We start from the raw sequence: 18434 nt of genomic DNA, 5'->3' as shown, positions 1-18434 counted from the left end.
TCTCCTTTTTCATCAGTTTTAATCTTTTTGTTTTTCAGCCACACGAAGCTTAGCACTGTGCGCTCTATTGTTAAAAGCAAGTTCTTCTTCACTCGCAAGAACGGGCTTACGATTGACTAACTTGAGTTTTGCTTCCATATCTTTCGGAATCATAGGAAGTCCTTTCGGCACGTCAACTGTGCTGTATTCTTTAAAAATTGTTTTCGTTAAACGATCCTCTAAAGAATGGAAAGTAATCACACTTATTCGTCCAGAAACGTTAAGCAGATCAATCGCTTCTTCTATTGATTCTTCAGCTGCTCCTAGTTCGTCATTTACTTCGATTCGGATTGCTTGAAAAATACGCTTGGCAGGATGGCCTTTTTTCTTGAGCTCTTTTTGAGGAAGTGCTGACTTAATGATATCCGCCAGCTCTGTCGTCATTTCAATAGGTTGAAGCTTACGTGCTTGTTCAATCTTTCGAGCAATTTGCTTTGAAAACTTCTCTTCACCATAGCGGTAAAAGATGCGTACTAAATCCTCATAAGGATAGTCATTTACAACTTCATATGCAGAAAGTGCTTGAGATTGATCCATTCTCATATCTAATCGTGCTTCCTTCTTATAAGAAAAACCACGTTGGCTGTCATCAAACTGTGGGCTTGAGACACCTAAATCATAAAGAATACCATCAATTTTTGTAACTCCTAAGTCTGCAAGACTTGAACGTAAGTAGCGGAAGTTACTCTTTATCAATGTCACCTTGTTTTCTGCCAAAGCAGCTTTAAGACGAACCTTTGCATTTTCGTGGGCAGTATCATCTTGGTCAAATGCGTAGAGATGACCTGTTGTCAACTTACTCAAAAGATACTCACTGTGACCTGCACCACCAAGAGTTGCATCCACATAGATGCCATCAGGTTTCACCTCAAGCATATCAACAGTTTCGTGTAGCATTACAGTATCATGCTTGAATTCCATGTTTACAAGTTTACAGGCGAAAAACGCCATCCTTCCCTAATAGCTAATATTCATTATAACATTTTTCTCCAAAATGTATAGTGGTTTACAATATATTGTAAACTTTTTTTCTCTTGTTCTTAATGTTTGGTCTTTCGACGCATATACATGGCGTTTGCCATTTTATAAAGAAGTTTACTTACAGGGAGGTCAAACTCGCCTACATATTCCTCAATACGTGGATTGAAGTGCTTTTTAAACTTCAATAATCCATCTTTTTCGGAAAGGGAATTTTCAAGGCCACCCATATTCAAAGTATTTGCTCCATTTTCAAATGCATGTTGAATTGTTTCAAACCATACTAGATAAGAAGGATAATATTTTTGGAATGCTGTATCTGTCCCAGCATAAAGGGTTTCAGCAGCGCCAAAAGCATTGATAGATAAAGTTCCTGCTACCGGAATAATCTCTCCTTTTTCTGCGATAAACTGCGTAATGTCCGCAACGTTTTTCTCAGCAATAGCAAGTTCTTCAGTTAAAGTTTTTAAGCGTTTTTCATTTTTGGCTTTTGCTTGATTATCTTTAATCTTTTCAACATTTGCTTCCATATCTTTTTTTACCTTAGCCATATTAAATTTTACTAAAGTAATAAAAGCATCCGAGCCATAGGTGTCTAAAAGTTTTGTATAATAATCAGCATTACGAAGACTTACGTTTTTACGTGCTTCTGTCTTCTTCATCAATTCAGCAAAAACAGGAACTAACTCCTTTCCACCAAAAGTAACTTCTGGATAAGAATTGCGTGCTTTACGAATAAATTGACGTGTTTTTTTATCTAAATTTTCTTCTGAAAAATCTTCTTTATAAATGACAGCATTGTAGCGAGGCTGAATCGTATCATGCATTTCTGTAGTACGTCCAGTATACTCAACACCTGCACTTGTTAAATTCGTCAGAAGATCATATGCATCGTCAAATTTGTAAGCCGGATCAAACTTGATAAAAAGTGCTTTTTGACTTTTACCAAATTTTTTCAATTCTAACAGAACAAACTTTAATAAAGCTTTATCTGTATAATCCATCAAAATTCCGCGTGGGATATAAAGCATTGTGAATCCCAATGGAAGAGGGCGAATCAAGACCAAGCTACTTGCAACCAGCTTATCATCTTGATAAAATCCAATGATTTCCGATTTCCAACTGCTTTTGATGGTCGCCCATTTTGAGGTTTGTAAAAGGTTTGGCATACCAGAGGCAGCAACAAACTTGTCATGTAGTTGAGGATCGAGTCCAATTTTTACTGTGTACATATCTCTATTCTATCAAAAATTATTAAAAAAAACAGGCTCAGTTTGAACCTGTTTGACCAACTGGGGTAGCTGGATTCGAACCAACGCATGAGGGAGTCAAAGTCCCTTGCCTTACCGCTTGGCTATACCCCACTGTCTATCTTTCGACAACAGTAAATATTTTATCAAAATCATGAGAGGATTTCAAGGATTAACTCTAACCTCTGAGATATAAAATAAAATTAGGCGCCTAAATTATAGGCTTTGATTGCTTCTTCCATGGCATCTGCAAAATTTCGGGTAACCGCCAGTTCTTTACCAGAAGCCACAACAACAAAACTACCATTTTCTTCATTAATATCAGCGATGATTTTTTTACCTGATTTGACTTGAACACCTGTTTTTGTGTCAATAACTTCAATTTCTGTATCTTTTTTCTTCGACATCATCAGTCTCCTTTATCCTTCATATCTAGAGATTTCCATCTCAACTTTTCAATGATACCATTTTGCCGAGTTTTTGTCACGCTGTTTTTGTTCGTGTGAGTCTTCCCTTTTAATTGCACTGTACCTTATTGTCAAACATATCCAATAATTTGAAATAAAAAAAGGAATACCCCAAGAGGCATTCTTTTTATTTTCTTATGAAAGTTCTGCTACAACTGCCTTCAATTGAGCTTTTGTTTGAACACCAACAACTTGTTTCACCATTTGACCGTCTTTAAAGAAGATCAAAGTTGGAATGCTCATAACACCAAAAGCTTGAGGTGTTTCAGGATTTTCATCAACGTCTAACTTACAAATTTTAAGTTCAGACTCGTCAAGTTCTTCTCCTAATTGTTCAAGAATTGGAGCTTGCATACGACATGGGCCACACCAAGTTGCCCAAAAATCTACTAGTACAAGTCCTTCTTTAATTTCTTCTTTAAATGTAGCATCAGTAATGTTATATTCCATTTTTCGTTCCTCGTTCTTTATTATGAGTACATTCTAGCGAATTTTTATCTACTTTACAAATATTATGATTGTTTTTATATTTTGAGTCATTTCAAGGTTGCAATTGTTGCGCCACTTCCGCCAGCGTTCACAGGAGCATACTCATAACTCTTAATATGCCGGTGTTTTTGCAGCTTCTTCTGTACCATTTCACGAATCACACCAGTTCCGATACCATGAACAATGGTAATTTGTAATAAGTTAGCAAGCAAGGCCTGATCAATATAATTATCCAATTCTAGCTCTGCTTCCTCATATCTCATACCACGTAAATCAAGCTGTGCTTTCACTTTGTTACTAACTTTACGGGTTATGGCTTTCGTTTTTGCTGGTTGGTTCTTAGCAAGCTCTTCCTCTGTTAACTCAAATTCATCTTCTTGCAGTTTGGTCATTATTGATCCCATTTGCACCTGCCAACGTCCATCTTTTTCCAGACGAATAAGTTTTCCGCGTTGCCCATATGCTGTTACCAAAACTTCAGCCCCCTGTTTCAATCCGCGCTGTGCCTTGGCTTTCTTTAAAACTTTGTTTTTACTGTAATCAACAGATGGAACTAGATTTTCAAGCTCGCTACGGGCTGCAATGATTTCGTGAGGTTTGAGCTGCGCTTTATCATTCAATGTTTTGAGAATTTCTTGAGCTTCTTGACTGGCCTTTTTCACAACTTCTTGGGCTTCACGTTTTGCCTTCTCTAGCTCATGCTCACGCTCTCGATTAATCTGATCATAAACCTTGGTTAAATCTTTATGAAGATTTATATTTTCTCGTTCTAACTTCTTAATATTGGCTGCTGCTTCTGTTACTTCACGCGTTTTTTCCTCTAAGCTTGCGATCATATGATTGACATCGTGTTCCTCATCAGAAACCAAGTTACTAGCCTCCTGAATGATTTGGTCTGACAAACCTAAACGTCGTGAAATTTCTAAAGCATTTGAGCGACCTGGTACACCCAGCTGCAGACGAAAAACAGGGCGCATTTTATCGATATCAAACTCCATGCTCGCATTAAGAACTTCAGGTGTTTCAACACCATATGCTTTAAGTTCTGGATAGTGCGTACTCGCCATTGTCTTCACATGTTTACCACGTAAATATTCTAAAATTGCAATGGCCAAAGCGGCACCTTCTTTGGGATCCGTCCCTGCACCAAGTTCGTCAAAGAGCACCAATGCGTTATGATCTGCCTTGTCTAGAATAGCGACAATATTGGTCATGTGACTAGAGAAAGTCGAGAGACTTTGCTCAATTGACTGTTCATCCCCAATATCCGCAAAAATATCCTGGAAGACATGTGCACGACTGCCTGTACTGGTAAGAATAGGCAAACCAGATTGCGCCATAATAGTAAGCAGACCTACAGTTTTTAGGGTAATTGTTTTACCCCCAGTATTTGGTCCCGTAATTACAATTGTGTTTAAACTACTGTCAAATTTGATGTCATTGGCCACAACTACATTTGGATCAATCAAAGGATGACGTGCCTCATAAAAACAGATGTCTTTGTTTTGGGTTAACTCAGGAATACTAGCCTTATGCTTCAATAAGTAGTTATACTTGGCTTTAATCAAGTCGAGATGGCCTTGTAACCACGCATTCTGCCGGATATCTAAACTATAGGGTTTAAGTTCTTCACTGACGGCCCGAAAAATTCGAAGCATTTCATTTTTTTCTTCGATTTTCTTTTGGTTTAAATTATTGTTAAGCGAAACGGCAGCATTGGGTTCAATATAGAGTGTTTGTCCTGAGGCAGACATATCATGCACCACACCTGCTATTTTATTTTTACTGTCTGCACGTACAGGCAATACTTGGCGATCATTACGAACCGTGATTAAATTTTCAGTGAGAGAACCTGCATTTTTAGACAAAAGTTCCTGCATCACCTTTTTAATATCTGACTGATAACGTTTAATGGCTGAACGAATGTGCATCAGTTCAGCAGATGCATTATCATAAAGTGAACCAGAGTTATCAAAAATTTCAAGTGTTTTATGTACAGGAGAAAGATCTGAGAATTTTTGGATGAGTTCCTCAAGTGTTGGTATTTCAACATTCTCTGCTTCGTCAAAATAACGCAGAATATTAAGCCCCTGTTGGACAACTTTTTTTATTTCAACAAACTCTCGCCCACTCAATTGAGCATCTAACTCTAAGCGGCGTAAAATTTCACTGATATCTGCTGTTTTCGAAAGATGAATTTGTCCATTTTCTTGAGCTAACTTTTCAAATTCTGCCAATTCATCAAATAAGTTTTGGATTTTAGTGGCATCAGAGAGGGGTTCTAGTTCTTCCAACTCTTTTTTACCTTGAGCGGTTGTTAAAAAGGCCAAGAATTGCTCTTTGACCTTGTCAAATTCTAAAATTTGGATAATTTTTTTATTCATAAATTCTAAATATTACCTATTATATTTTCAATAAATATATTTTTCAGCATCCCCGAAGAAATCGGAGTGTGGCTAACCATCAAGCGAACCAAAGCGGAAGCATTCAAATGGTTTTGAACAGTGGGCATGGGTACAAGCGCAAGTAAAGTAACAGCCATTTGTAGGCCGAAATAAGTTGCTCCGAGTGCAAGAACACCTGCGATAATTTTTCCAGTTTTTCCGAAGGGTTGCAAACGTGTAATGTGGACAAAAAGTCCGAGTAGACGTATCACCGCATAAGAAATAACGAAAATAATCATAAAAGCAAGACCAGCATAGAAGGCATCATCGATTTGGAAAAGCAAGTTATTATCAAAAAACAGTAATCGTGAATCTGCTGTTGCACTGGAGAAAGGTACCCACATCGTTAATTTTGAAGCAAGTTCCTTATAATTTAAGAAGGCAATAATTGCAGATATAATGATCCCCAAGCTATATAAAGCCTGTAAGACTAGACCTCTTGAATAGCCAACCAGAAAGGCCCATATAAGTAATATTAAGATAAGTAAGTTAATAAGCATAATGTTTTCCTAAATTTCTGTAAATCATTCGTTTACTACCCATTATACCTTATTTTCTCCTCATTTACCAAACAGGCTTGAAGAATGTCCTTTTTGTAAGCTATGGCTAAATTCAAGCTTTTGAGTCATATCATTGATTGCCAGTACAGCTTCTCCAAAACCAACTGACATTAAGGGAGCTTTCCCATCGTAATCACTGGCATCTCCCGCTACATAAAGACCTGCGAGATTTGTCTCTTGTTGGCGGTTAGCTGTTATTCTTCCTCTACGGCTTAGTTCGAGTTCTTCATTTAAATCAACATGGTTTGTCATCATTCCATAGTTTACGAGTATTTTATCTACTGCTAAATGATTGAGCTCATCGGATTTTACACGTTGCAACTTAAGACCTTCAAGTGATAGTTCCTGCGGAAGATAAGGGGTATGTATTTCAACGGTTGATTGTTCCAGCTCTGCCACTGTTAAAGCATGGGCTCGGAAAGAAGGTCGACGATGAATAAGGTGAACTTTGCTGGCAACTTTTTCCAACATCAGTGCCCAATCCAGTGCACTGTCGCCCCCACCAAGAACCGCAACTTCTTTTTCACGATATTCTTCTAAGTTTTGAATAAAGTAATTCAATTTCCCTAATGCATGAAGTTCTTCTTCTTGCTCGAGATTAAGCTTACGCGGACTGAGCAAGCCAGATCCTGTTGTTAACAATACTGCTTTCGAATGATGTGTACTTTTACTTGTTTGCAGTACAAAATGCTTATTTTTCTCTTCTTGGCTAATATTTTCAACTTTTTCATCTAAATATAGTTCATGTGGCACGCGAGCAAGTTGTGACAAAAGGTTGGCCGTTAGATCTGCTCCTGAAATCTCAGGCAAACCTGCTATATCATATATCATTTTATCGGGATAAAGTGTTTGAGGTTGACCGCCAGCTTCTTCTAGAGCTTCGATTATCTTGACCGTCATCCCCCGCATCCCAGCATAAAACCCGGCATAAAGTCCAACAGGACCAGCACCGATAATTGTTAAATCGTATAAAGTTTCCATGCCTTCATTATAGCAAATTTGTCAAAAGTTTTTTACATTTTAAATTCCATCCATCTTTAACACAAAAAACCGACGAAACGATTTCGTCAGCTTTTTAAGTTAAACACGCCCTAATATTTTTTTCATACCTTGAATAAGTTTATATTTTACAGGGTTTGGATAGTAGGAGAATTCTCCTACTTTTTGTGTGATATAGCCCCCAAAATTTTGCTTAAATTTCAAAACACCATCACTGCCATCAAAGTTTCCTGAGATACCATAAAAATTATAGGTTTTCATCTGACGCTCAATTGCATGAAGCATGGCTGTATGCTGCATAAGGAAAGGGCCACCTAACTTGCCATAAGCGCCGTCAGATCCACCATAAAGGTAAAGAAATTCTTGATTGACTTCAATAAAGACACCAGCTGCAATTGCCACTCCATCTTTATAAGTAATCAAAAATTCGATTTTATTGCCAAAAGCCTTATAAAGTTCTTGATAATAGGCCAAATCTTTGGTTGCAAAATGACGCTTTTCACCTGTGTTACCAATCAAACGTTCCACTTCAAAGAGTTCTTCATAAGTAGCTATTTTAACTGTTACTTCATTTTTTATCGCTTTTTTAACGTTACGTTTTGCGTTAGAGTTGTAACTCTTGAGAAGTTCTTCTTCACTGTGTATTTCAGAAAGATCTTTGATGTATTGCCATTCGGCAACGGCATCCTGCTCTTCATAACCCACATGTCGCCCATTGTAAGTTAAGCCAAGCTTTTTCATTTCTGAAATAAAAGACTCATTAGCTTCTTGAAGTTCTTGACCTTTGCTGTCATAAACCATATAGTCGACAGCTGGACGTATCTTCACTTCTAGAGCTTGCTGATTTTTCGCATATTTTTTTAATTCTTGAATAAAACAGTTATAGACCATCTGATCAAAATTGCCAATAGGGCCAAAGTTAATTTCCAACTTTGCACCGCCTGAAACAGAAACAGAAGTCATAAGTGCTGCCATTTTAATCTGGTCATTGACTTTTACAGCAAGGAAAATCGGTTTATAACCACGTTTTTCCAACATTTCTGCCATTTGTGGAGTTTGTAAAAATGACTCCGTTTTTTCAGCTGCAAAAGCTGTAAATTGTTCTTGTGAGATTTCTAAGAATTCCATTATTTTCTACCTAAAAGTGTCTTAACCATACTTAAAACTTTGTGTTTAACTGGTTTTGGATAATAATTGAAATAACCAACTTTACGTACAACATACCCTGCAAAGTTCTGTTTGAAGTGCAGAACACCATCTGTACCGTCAAAAGTTCCAGCTACTCCAAAGAAATTATAACTTTTCACGCCTTTATCAAGGGTTTTCTTCATTACGTAATGCTGAATAGCAAACGGCGCATATAGCTTTTTAAAAGCTTCATATGATCCACTAAACAGATAGATAGTTTCACTTGCACCATAGATAAAGAGTGATCCCGCTAAGATAATATCCTCGCGCCCATGTTGAGCAATAAATTCACGCGCTTCTGCTAAACGAACTTTTTGAGTTTCTAGCTGGCTTTCTAACTCTTTGCGTTTACCTTCTTTTTTCGTTTTTTCAATCTGTCCAGTAAGTTTATCCATTTGAGCTAAAATTGCCGCTTCATAGTCTGCGAAATTAATCTCAGCCACTAAAAACTCTGCCTTGTCGCCAAAAGTTTTATAAAGACTCTGATAATAAGGCAAATCATGATCATCATAACCACGGCGTTCCGACGTTTCTGAAGTAATCTTTTTGAACTTATCCAGTTCTTCATAAGCTAAAGGACGCACTCGAATCCCAAACTGTTGGGTTTTCTTAACAGAGTATTGTCCATCTTTCGTATAAGATTTTAAAAGTTTTTTATCATCTGCGATATCAGAAAGATCTTTCACATAGTGCCATGTAGACTCGCCACGTTTGTTGTAACCAACTTCTAAGCCCGTATGTTCGTAATTCAACTCCTGCATTGATTGAATAAACTGCTTGTTTTCGGCAGTCAACGCATTACCTGTACTATCAAACTCTTGATAATTTGTATTAGGAATAACTAAAAGTTCCATGCCACCATGGTCTTTAACAAACTGACGTAATTCTTTGTAGAAAAACTTTTCTACGTCTTCTTGGTACTCTTGGTAAATTGGGCCATACTGGATTTCGTAGTGTTTTCCTCCAGTCATATTTTTTGCGCCCAAAAGAGCAGCCATTTCAATTTTATCTGATTGGACAGCCAATAAAGTTACTTCCCAGCCGTTTGCCATCATCAGCTCTGCCATTTCAGGAGTCTGTAAAAAACTCCCTTGGCTTACATTTTCATTGAATTGAGCGAATTCTTCAGCTGAAATTTCTCTTAATTTATAATTCAAAACATATCCTTATTTCTTTAGTGGTTTTATTTATTATAGCAAAAAAGACTGAATATTTCAGCCTTTCCTTCTAAATAGAAGTGTTTTTTCCTTTTGTAAAAGTTGATCTTTGTCTTGAAGTAAAACAAAGAGGAGAGTAATAATGAAGACAAAGTCAGCAAGGAAGAGAAGATAATTGAGCAATGAAAAATCATGAATTCCAAAGCTAACAGCATCTACAGCGTGGCTTATATTGCTCAATAAGAACAAAGACAAAGCTACAAAAAAGATTAATCCAATCCCATAATTGGACAAGCCAGCATCGCGTAAGCGACGTGTAAACAATGCAAGTGTGGGTAACAAGAAGCCAACTCCGATAAGAAAGAGTAAGGCAAGCATCATCCAGGTCGCAATAAATGCACCTCCGAAGAGGATGTTTTCAAAGAAATGAATCCCCACAAACATTACTCCTAGCACTGCAAATACCAGAGCAAATATCAGTTGAACAAACCAAAAACTTAGGCGACTTGTTCTTCCTCTGAAGGAAACATAACCGAGAAAATAGTTTTTGATCGCTTGCAAAAAGTTCTCTTTACCATTTTCTTCTATCCGTGCTGGCCCATAAGTTGGTGCTGAAAATTCTGGTAAGTCCGCTGCAGCTTGAGCACCAGGCAGAGCATTCAAAATAAGAATACCGAAGAAACCACCAAAAGGAGCTAGAATTACAAAAATCAATTCCCAAGGAAGACTAACATCGCGTAAGCGACGTACGGCTATAGCCAAGAAAGGGCAGAAAGCCACTAGACCATAACATATCCATAAAGCAATGAAAAAATATGAAAATACAGACCACAAATCTGGTAAAACATCACTTGATAAAAGATGGAACAAAGTGGCAAAGGCAAGTAGGACAACTGTCACTAAAATATGGCCTAACATTGCGAGCCAATAGTCTTTTCGACTGGTTCTTTCTTTAAAAGAAATATAGCCTAACCAAAATTTTTGATAGGATTGTTTGAACTCTTTCAAATTAAACATAATCTCCTCATTTCATTAATAATCGTTTTGCTTGCGCGAGAGCTTCTACTGTTATGTCATCTCCAGCTAACATTTTTGCTACTTCTTCAACTCGCTCTTCCAGTTTCAATTTTCTTACTGTTGAAGTAGTGACATCATCTGTCGACGCCTTTTCAATATAAAATTGTGTATCAGCAATAGCCACCACCTGTGGTAAATGTGAGATAGCTAAAACTTGACCTGCTTGAGCGATTTTATAAATTTTTTGAGCAATAGCTTGGGCTACTCGTCCAGATACACCTGTATCAACCTCATCGAACACAATCGATGTTTTATTTTCACGTCTTGAAAAACTTGATTTAATAGCAAGCATCAAGCGTGAAAGTTCGCCTCCTGAAGCCGTTTTGGCCAAGGGTTTGAACCCCTCACCTGGATTAGTTTGAATATAAAACTCTACTTGTTCGTTACCCTTGCTTGAGAATTTCCCACTCTCAAACTGTACAGAAAAATCAGCTTTTTCCATATACAAATCAGCAAGTTCCTTTTTAATATCTGTCTCTAATTCTTTCGCGATTGCATGACGTGCTGTGTTAAGATGTTCACTTGCAATTAGTAATTCTGCTTGCGCTTCTTTCAGTGCTTCCTCAAGGCTCTCACTATTTTCAGTTCCACCCATCAAATCTGAGAGTTCAAGTTGGATTTTTTCCAAGGTTTTCAACACGTCAGAAAGTTCTGGACCATATTTTTTTCGCAAAGTATTCAAAGTGAGAATTCTCTCTTCGATTTGCAAAAGTTCTGTGGGATTAAACTCTATACCTTCAATTGCTGTTGATAACTTGGTTGAAACTTCCTCAAGCAAGTAATAAGCATCCATCGTTTTATCAGACAAATCTTGGTAATCTTGATCAAATTCTGCAACATTTTCGAGTTCTGCCATGGCTGTACGTATTCCGCTCAGACTTGAAAAATCACCCTCTTCATCGTCTAAAGCCAAATAGGCTGTATTTAAAGCATCTGCTATATTTTTAGCGTTGTTCAGCTTATCACGGCGAATCTGCAATTGCTCATCTTCTTTTAGATCAATCTCAGCTGCTTCAATTTCTTCAACTTGAAACTGCAAGATTTCGATACGTTGGGCAAATTCTTGTTCGTTCTTTTGACGTGTTTCAAGTGCTTGACGAATTTTTTTATAATGCTCAAACTTAACTTGGTATTCTGCCTTAATTTGTTCAAAATTTTCATCACCAAACTCATCAAGAAGTCGAAGATGGTGTTTAGCATTCATCAATTCTTGATTGTCATGTTGCCCGTGAATATCAACCAAAAGCTCGCCGATTTCACGTAAGGTAGTCAGATTTACCATTTGCCCATTCACCCGACAAACAGAGCGCCCATTAGCAAAAATATCACGGCGTAAAATGAGCTCAGTACTTCTTTCAAGGCCCAAGTTTTCTAACTTTTGATCCAACTCTGCATTTTTCCCTGCAAAAAATAGACCTTCAATTTCGGCCTTATCTTTACCTGTACGGACAAAATCACTGGAACTCCGTCCACCGAGTAAAAGTCCCATAGCATCAATAATGATTGACTTACCAGCGCCTGTCTCCCCAGTCAAAATGGTCATCCCACTTTCAAAAGAAAGATGAATCTCTTCGATAATCGCAAAGTTCTTGATAGAAATTTCTTGTAGCATACTTTTTCCTTTTACAAACTTAATTCGTCATAAACGGTATTTGCTTGCCGTCTTGTTTCACAAATAATCAAAATACTATCATCGTCCGTCATAATAGAAAAAATCTTCTTATTGTAACGATTGATGAGGCTTTTTTTAATCACACTGGTCGTCCCTGGTTTAGCAGTGATTGAAATCATATTATCATGCATCTTCAATTCTAAGATGGCCTCATTGGCTAACTCATTATGCAGCAGGTCCTTTTGTTCTTCATCATGTTGTTGGGGCAATGCGTAACGATAACCCCCACGACTTCCAGGAATTTTAATTAGGGCAAGTGACTTAATGTCACGAGAGACTGTGGCTTGTGTCACATCAATATCATTAGCCAAAAGCTCTTGGACAAGCTCATCTTGTGTTTGTACTTCTTTAGTTGTGATGAGTCTTGAAATAAAATCAAGGCGTTCTTCTCTTCTCATACTAATGTTTCCTTTTCTGTTTGGAGTACAGCTTCAATATCAACAAGAGGCGCCACTGTAGCTGTCTCTTCTTTTTTTAAGTGTACTAGAAATTCAACATTTCCTGCGCCACCTTTAATTGGTGAAAAGGTGAGATTTTTGACTGAAAATCCAGTACTCAAAGCTTTTTGAATCACTTTGTCAATCGTTTGCTTATGAACCTTTGGATCTTTAATAATACCATTTTTCCCCACTTGCTCACGACCAGCTTCAAACTGTGGCTTGATCAAGGCAGCCACATCACCATCTTGAGCTAAAATATCAAACAAAGGCGGTAAAATCAAGTCAAGTGAGATAAAGCTCACATCAATCGAAGTAAACTCAGGTTGTCCTTGCGTAAAATCATCTAAGACAGCCTTCCGGAAGTTAAACTGTTCCATAACAACCACACGCTCGTCTTTACGAAGTTTCCATGCCAGTTGGTTGGTTCCGACATCGAGAGCATAGACACGTTTGGCGCCATTTTGTAGCATAACATCTGTAAAACCACCAGTTGAAGCTCCAATATCCAAGCAAGTTTTATTTTCCACAGAAAGTCCAAACTCTAAAAGAGCTTTTTCTAATTTCAAGCCACCGCGACTCACATATTTAAGTTTTTCACCTTTGAGTCTTAGTTCTGTTGCTTCTTCTATCTTTTGTCCTGGTTTGTCAAAGCGTTCCCCTGACTTGGCATCTACTACTAAGCCAGCCATAACTCCCCGTTTTGCTTGTTCTCGCGTTTCGAACAAGCCTTGATTTGCTGCTAAAACATCTACTCTTTCTTTCATTTTATTTCTAAACTTTCTATAATTTCGACAATTTCAGCACTTGAAGTTATTTGTGCCAAATCACTTTTCACAGCCGTTAATAATTCTTCTAAAGCTTCTTGAGCTCCTTTTAATCCGAGTAAGGCCACATAGGTTGACTTTTCTTCTGCTTGGTCCTTTCCAGGCGTTTTTCCTATTTCTTCAAATGTTCCCGTAACATCAATAATATCGTCACGTATTTGGAAAGCTAAGCCTAGATTTTGACCAATTTCTCTTAGTTTTGCGATTACTGCTTCAGACTGTTCAGCAATAATTCCAGCAGCAACAAAAGGAAAGGTTAACATTCTCCCTGTTTTCAAATGATGAATTTTCTTTACTTGCTCTAAAGATAATGTTTTTCCTTCGCCATCCATATCTAAAATTTGTCCAGCAACCATGCCCAAAGCACCGCTTGCAAAAGAAAGTTCTTTGACTAAGGCAACAACCATTGCAGCTGGTAAAGAAGCAGTAGCCAATAGATAGTAGGGGTCTAAAAAGAGCGCATCTCCCGCCAATATCGCTGTTGCTTCATCAAACTTTTTATGATTGGTGAGCTGACCTCGGCGGTAATCATCATTATCCATAGCGGGTAGATCATCATGAATCAAGCTGCCCGCATGAATCATCTCAACAGTTGTCGCCACTTGATAATGTGCTGTTTCAAGTGTAACTCCTAGTGATTCTAACATCTTCAGAAACAAAAGTGGACGAATTCTTTTACCTCCTGCAGCAAGTGAGTAAGTCACAGCATCTGCAAGATGTTGAGGAACATCAGCTTTTTTATAAAATTTTATCAGCTCTTGATTGAGCCTATTCATATCGGTAATCATTAGTTATATTATCCCATTTCACAGAAATAATGTCCAATAGAAAATAGAGTACCTCACTCTTACATAATTTCTCAATACGAAAAAAACGTTCTTTAAAATAAGGAACGTTTACGTGCACTTCAGAATTATAGACCGAGTTTGCCTTTTAAGCCATCTACGAGCCCTTGAGCTTGTTCTTTCATATTTTCTGGAGTATATTTATCCACTTGCTCATCAATAACTTCTTCTGCTTTTTGCTTCATATCCTCTGGCACGTTTGAAGCCAAATCTTTTGCTTTATCTACAAGGTTATTTAAATCCATAATTTCTCCTTTTTTATAGTGTTATTATAACACAAGTGCTGACATACAAATCAATGATTCGTACTGAAGCGAGTTTTATTCAAACATGACCAAAATTCAGTGCCACAAGTCTTTATTGACAATCATTTTGTCCAGAACACCATGTTTTCAGAACATTTTTCGTTAACACTTCAATGTTTTTTAGCGTTACTTCTTTTTCCATTGCTTTTGCTAAAGGAAGCACCTTTCTCTGAATGCTATAACTTGCCAGTAAAACCTTATTCATCTCTCCTAAATCCTCCGATAAACTGCCACAAAAAGCGATTGTAGGGACATGATATTTCGCTCCCAGCTTTGCCATTCCAAACGGAACTTTGCCCTTGGCTGTTTGGAAATCCATCTGCCCTTCGCCTGTAATAATCAAATCTGCCGTTTTGATTGCTTCTTCAATCTTTAAAAGCTCAGCTATTTTATTAAATCCAGGCTCAAGTGTACCCCCTAGTAGGATAAGAGCACCACCTAAACCACCAGCTGCACCTGTCCCTGGAATCTTTTGTAAATCAATCTTTCTCTCTTTTTTTATCTTTTGGACAAAAGCTTGTGCAGCTCTATCCTGTTGTTCCAGAATTTCTGCTGTCCCACCTTTTTGCTTTCCAAAAACTTTGGCATATCCTTCAGCGCCAGCATAAACATTAGTAACATCTGCTAAGCCTGTAATTTTTATCTCCGAAAAATCTTCAGCTTCTAAAGCTTCCAAAAGGCCCAACCCACCATCAGAGGTGCCACTCCCTCCCAGGCTTAGAATAATCTCAGTCGCTCCTCTTTTTTTAGCATCAAGAAATAAGGCACCAAGTCCGAAAGTTGTGGCTTCTTTGATTGTCTTTTCATTTGGTTTTATTTTATCGATACCGACCACCTCAGCTGCCTCAATCACAGCCAGACGCTCATCGATGAGTAAATAGGAGGCTTGCATGGGACGTTGCATTAAATCAACCGTTTTAACATTAATAAGTTTTCCCTCTAAACCAGATTGAAGAGCGGACACACTCCCTTCGCCCCCATCAGCAATTTCAAACGTCGCAACCTTGATTTTGGGAAATGTAGATAAAATCGCAGTTTTTACTGCCTGATTCAACTCAGCACTCGTGGCTGATCCCTTGAAAGAATCTATCGCTACTACTACTTTCATATTTTTTTCCTCACTTTTACTTGCTAGTGTTATTATAGCACCAAACCTTTGTGTAAAAAATTAATTCAGGAAGCCATAACAAAAAAAGATTGCCTAAGCAATCTTTTTATTCTCCTAAAAATTCACTCTCAGATCCGTCTTTTCCGACGATTTTTACCAGTGTTTTTTCGGCTTCATTTAATGTTGTTTTGAGTTTTTCAGAAAGGAGCATTCCTTTTTGAAATTCAGAGATGGCATCTTCTAAAGCCACATCTCCGCTTTCTAGTTTTTTTACGATTGTTTCGAGTTCTGCTAAATTTTCTTCAAATTTTGCTTCTTTTTTTATTGCCATATGTATCCTTTACTTTATTTCTGCATGAACGGTGCCATCACTCAAATCGATATTCACTGTCTCACCAGCTCGAACATCGTGAACACTCTTTATAATTTTACCATCATTCGCAGTTACCACTGAAAAACCACGCGCCTTGATTTTACTAATATCCATCAACAGAAGCGCCTGTACCAAGTTATCAACTTGATTTTTCTTTTGTTCATAGCTTTTTGCAAAAGCAGGTACTAGTTTTCCTGATATTAGTTCATAACGGTGTTTCTCACGACTCAGCTTAGTTTCAGTTAGATTTTGTAAACGGCTCGTGAGGTGATCGATTTTCTGAATATGGCCATCATAGAGACGTTCTGGCTGACGAAAAACAACCGAATTTGATAACTTTTCCACCCGTTCTCTTTGGACCTTGATGAGGTGTGTTACACGATTTCTCATACGAAGTTCTTGGTCATTTGACCAAGCAAGCAAATCTAGTTTTGTATTAGGAGTTGCAAGTTCAGCTGCGGCTGTTGGTGTAGCTGCTCTGCGATCTGCAACAAAATCCGCCAAGGTCGTATCCGTCTCGTGACCAACCGAAGAAATAACGGGAATACGAGACTCAAAGATAGCACGAACGACAATCTCTTCATTAAAACACCAAAGGTCTTCGATCGATCCTCCTCCACGTCCAACGATAAGAATATCGATATCAGATCGATTATTCACTGCTTCAATATTTGCGGCGATTTCTTCCGCAGCGCCAGCGCCTTGAACTTTTGTCGGATAGAGTAATATCTGACTCATCGGAAAGCGGCGATTTACGGTAGTAATAATGTCTCGAATAACAGCTCCAGAAGGACTAGTAATTACTGCAATTTTTTTGGAAAAAAGCGGCAACTCTTGCTTCCATTGTGGATTAAATAATCCCTCCGCTGTTAGCTTTTTCTTCAACTGTTCAAACTTAACTGCCAAAGCGCCGATACCATCAGGTACAATATTTTCAATATTAATAGAATAAGAACCTGATGGAGCATAAAGACTGATACGCCCTGTTACAAGCACCTTCATTCCATCTTCAAGTTTAAAATCGAGCTTTTTAAATTGACCTGCCCACATCGTTGCTTGTATGACAGACTTTTCGTCTTTAATTGCAAAATATTGATGATTAGGTCGTTGGCGAAAGTTAGAAATTTCTCCGGTCAAATAAACGCGTTCCAAATATGGATCGCGGTCAAACTTTGCTTTTAAGTATTTTGTTAGAGTTGATACGGTTAAATACTCTGTCATGCCTTAATCTTTCTAAATCCACTGCTTATCTACATGTACTGACTTGTAAATAAATCTGGACGAAATTTTCTTTTTTATTTTACAGAGGCTTCTGCTGCACGTACAGTCTGTTCCATCAACATAGTGATTGTCATCGGACCCACGCCTCCAGGTACTGGCGTGATTAATCCAGCAATTTCTTTCACCTGTTCAAAGTCAACATCTCCATGAAGTTTTCCATTCTCATCACGGTTCATACCGACATCAATAACTGTTGCCCCTTCTTTTACATCTTCTGCTTTGATAAAACGGTCTTGGCCAATGGCTACGACTAAAATATCAGCAGAACGTGTAAGTTCAGAAAGATTTTCTGTACGTGAATGTGCAATAGTAACAGTAGCATTAGCCATCATCATCAGTTGTGCCATCGGTTTTCCAACGATATTAGAGCGTCCCACAACAACAGCTTTTTTTCCTGCAAGTTCAACATTATAAGCACGGAACATTTCCATGATTCCTGCTGGTGTTGAAGGAATCATTAATGGCGCTCCGCTCCACAATTTACCCATGTTTATTGGATGAAAGCCATCTACATCTTTTTCAGGAGAAATCGCGAGTAAGACTTTTTCTTCTGATATATGTGAAGGCAGCGGCAACTGCACAAGAATTCCGTGCCAAGAGTGATCCTCGTTAAAGCTTTCAATAAGCTCTAACAGCTCCGCTTCAGACGTTGTTTCAGGAAGCCGAATCACTTCTGACTTAAATCCAAGCTTTGCAGCTACACGCTCTTTATTTCGCACATAAACTTGACTGGCTGGATTTTCTCCAATCAAAATGACAGCGAGTCCTGGCTGAATGCCTTGTTCTTTCAGTTTGATAACTCTATTTTTGAGTTCTTCTTGCATCTTTTCAGCAAGGGCTTTTCCATCAATTATTTTCATACTATTTATTATATCAGACTCCATAAATATGTGCCAATAGGTGTTTCGTGATTCGAAAAAATTTTTCGGGAACGTTCG

The 18434-nt window shown here is 38.0% G+C and carries 19 protein-coding genes and 1 tRNA gene; all 20 read right to left on the bottom strand.

Annotated elements, in window-relative coordinates:
* Positions 1 to 18: 18 nt before the first annotated feature.
* The gene (gene rsmH, locus lgb_RS03010) at positions 19 to 960 is read right to left on the bottom strand and encodes a 16S rRNA (cytosine(1402)-N(4))-methyltransferase RsmH (protein ID WP_004258590.1); all 942 of its coding nucleotides are present in this window, start codon (positions 958 to 960) and stop codon (positions 19 to 21) included.
* Between the two features lie 119 nt (positions 961 to 1079).
* A complete protein-coding gene (locus lgb_RS03005; RefSeq protein WP_019293743.1) occupies positions 1080 to 2249 on the bottom strand; it encodes a peptidoglycan bridge formation glycyltransferase FemA/FemB family protein in 1170 nt (389 codons plus the stop codon).
* Between the two features lie 60 nt (positions 2250 to 2309).
* Positions 2310 to 2381: transfer RNA gene (locus lgb_RS03000), tRNA-Gln, on the bottom strand.
* 89 nt (positions 2382 to 2470) lie between these two features.
* The gene (locus lgb_RS02995; RefSeq protein ID WP_004258597.1) at positions 2471 to 2674 is read right to left on the bottom strand and encodes a DUF2969 domain-containing protein; all 204 of its coding nucleotides are present in this window, start codon (positions 2672 to 2674) and stop codon (positions 2471 to 2473) included.
* A 195-nt stretch (positions 2675 to 2869) separates the two neighbouring features.
* Entirely contained in the window at positions 2870 to 3184 is a 315-nt protein-coding gene (gene trxA / locus lgb_RS02990; RefSeq protein WP_019292011.1) for a thioredoxin, read from the bottom strand.
* An 86-nt stretch (positions 3185 to 3270) separates the two neighbouring features.
* The gene (locus tag lgb_RS02985) at positions 3271 to 5607 is read right to left on the bottom strand and encodes an endonuclease MutS2 (protein ID WP_019293744.1); all 2337 of its coding nucleotides are present in this window, start codon (positions 5605 to 5607) and stop codon (positions 3271 to 3273) included.
* A gap of 5 nt (positions 5608 to 5612) precedes the next feature.
* Complete coding sequence (locus lgb_RS02980) at positions 5613 to 6167, bottom strand: CvpA family protein (RefSeq protein ID WP_019293745.1); 555 nt, start codon at positions 6165 to 6167, stop codon at positions 5613 to 5615.
* A gap of 60 nt (positions 6168 to 6227) precedes the next feature.
* Positions 6228 to 7208, bottom strand: coding sequence for an NAD(P)/FAD-dependent oxidoreductase (locus lgb_RS02975; protein WP_242810634.1), 981 nt, complete (start codon positions 7206 to 7208; stop codon positions 6228 to 6230).
* 99 nt (positions 7209 to 7307) lie between these two features.
* Positions 7308 to 8354, bottom strand: coding sequence for a peptidoglycan bridge formation glycyltransferase FemA/FemB family protein (locus lgb_RS02970; protein ID WP_019292007.1), 1047 nt, complete (start codon positions 8352 to 8354; stop codon positions 7308 to 7310).
* Positions 8354 to 9571 (bottom strand): aminoacyltransferase, encoded by a 1218-nt coding sequence (locus lgb_RS02965; RefSeq protein ID WP_017369012.1) that lies wholly within the window; start codon positions 9569 to 9571, stop codon positions 8354 to 8356. The genes lgb_RS02970 and lgb_RS02965 overlap by 1 nt, the downstream gene beginning before the upstream one ends.
* A gap of 57 nt (positions 9572 to 9628) precedes the next feature.
* Entirely contained in the window at positions 9629 to 10588 is a 960-nt protein-coding gene (locus lgb_RS02960) for a DUF805 domain-containing protein (protein WP_019293747.1), read from the bottom strand.
* A gap of 7 nt (positions 10589 to 10595) precedes the next feature.
* Positions 10596 to 12260 carry a DNA repair protein RecN gene (gene recN / locus lgb_RS02955; protein ID WP_061413393.1) on the bottom strand — a complete coding sequence of 555 codons (1665 nt, stop codon included), beginning with the start codon at positions 12258 to 12260 and terminating at the stop codon, positions 10596 to 10598.
* 11 nt (positions 12261 to 12271) lie between these two features.
* A complete protein-coding gene (locus tag lgb_RS02950; RefSeq protein WP_019293749.1) occupies positions 12272 to 12718 on the bottom strand; it encodes an arginine repressor in 447 nt (148 codons plus the stop codon).
* Entirely contained in the window at positions 12715 to 13524 is an 810-nt protein-coding gene (locus lgb_RS02945; RefSeq protein WP_019292002.1) for a TlyA family RNA methyltransferase, read from the bottom strand. The genes lgb_RS02950 and lgb_RS02945 overlap by 4 nt, the downstream gene beginning before the upstream one ends.
* The gene (locus lgb_RS02940) at positions 13521 to 14372 is read right to left on the bottom strand and encodes a polyprenyl synthetase family protein (protein WP_019293750.1); all 852 of its coding nucleotides are present in this window, start codon (positions 14370 to 14372) and stop codon (positions 13521 to 13523) included. The genes lgb_RS02945 and lgb_RS02940 overlap by 4 nt, the downstream gene beginning before the upstream one ends.
* A 125-nt stretch (positions 14373 to 14497) precedes the next feature.
* Entirely contained in the window at positions 14498 to 14674 is a 177-nt protein-coding gene (locus tag lgb_RS02935) for a hypothetical protein (RefSeq protein WP_019293751.1), read from the bottom strand.
* 112 nt (positions 14675 to 14786) lie between these two features.
* Complete coding sequence (locus tag lgb_RS02930) at positions 14787 to 15842, bottom strand: glycerate kinase family protein (RefSeq protein ID WP_019293752.1); 1056 nt, start codon at positions 15840 to 15842, stop codon at positions 14787 to 14789.
* A 106-nt stretch (positions 15843 to 15948) separates the two neighbouring features.
* Positions 15949 to 16173 (bottom strand): exodeoxyribonuclease VII small subunit, encoded by a 225-nt coding sequence (locus lgb_RS02925; protein WP_019293753.1) that lies wholly within the window; start codon positions 16171 to 16173, stop codon positions 15949 to 15951.
* 9 nt (positions 16174 to 16182) lie between these two features.
* The gene (gene xseA, locus lgb_RS02920) at positions 16183 to 17436 is read right to left on the bottom strand and encodes an exodeoxyribonuclease VII large subunit (RefSeq protein ID WP_019293754.1); all 1254 of its coding nucleotides are present in this window, start codon (positions 17434 to 17436) and stop codon (positions 16183 to 16185) included.
* A gap of 74 nt (positions 17437 to 17510) precedes the next feature.
* Complete coding sequence (locus lgb_RS02915) at positions 17511 to 18356, bottom strand: bifunctional methylenetetrahydrofolate dehydrogenase/methenyltetrahydrofolate cyclohydrolase (RefSeq protein WP_019291997.1); 846 nt, start codon at positions 18354 to 18356, stop codon at positions 17511 to 17513.
* Positions 18357 to 18434 lie beyond the last annotated feature (78 nt).

Source organism: Lactococcus petauri (assembly GCF_023499275.1).
In the GTDB taxonomy this organism is placed as follows: Bacteria; Bacillota; Bacilli; order Lactobacillales; family Streptococcaceae; genus Lactococcus; species Lactococcus petauri.
This window is presented reverse-complemented; position numbering and strand designations above follow the sequence as displayed.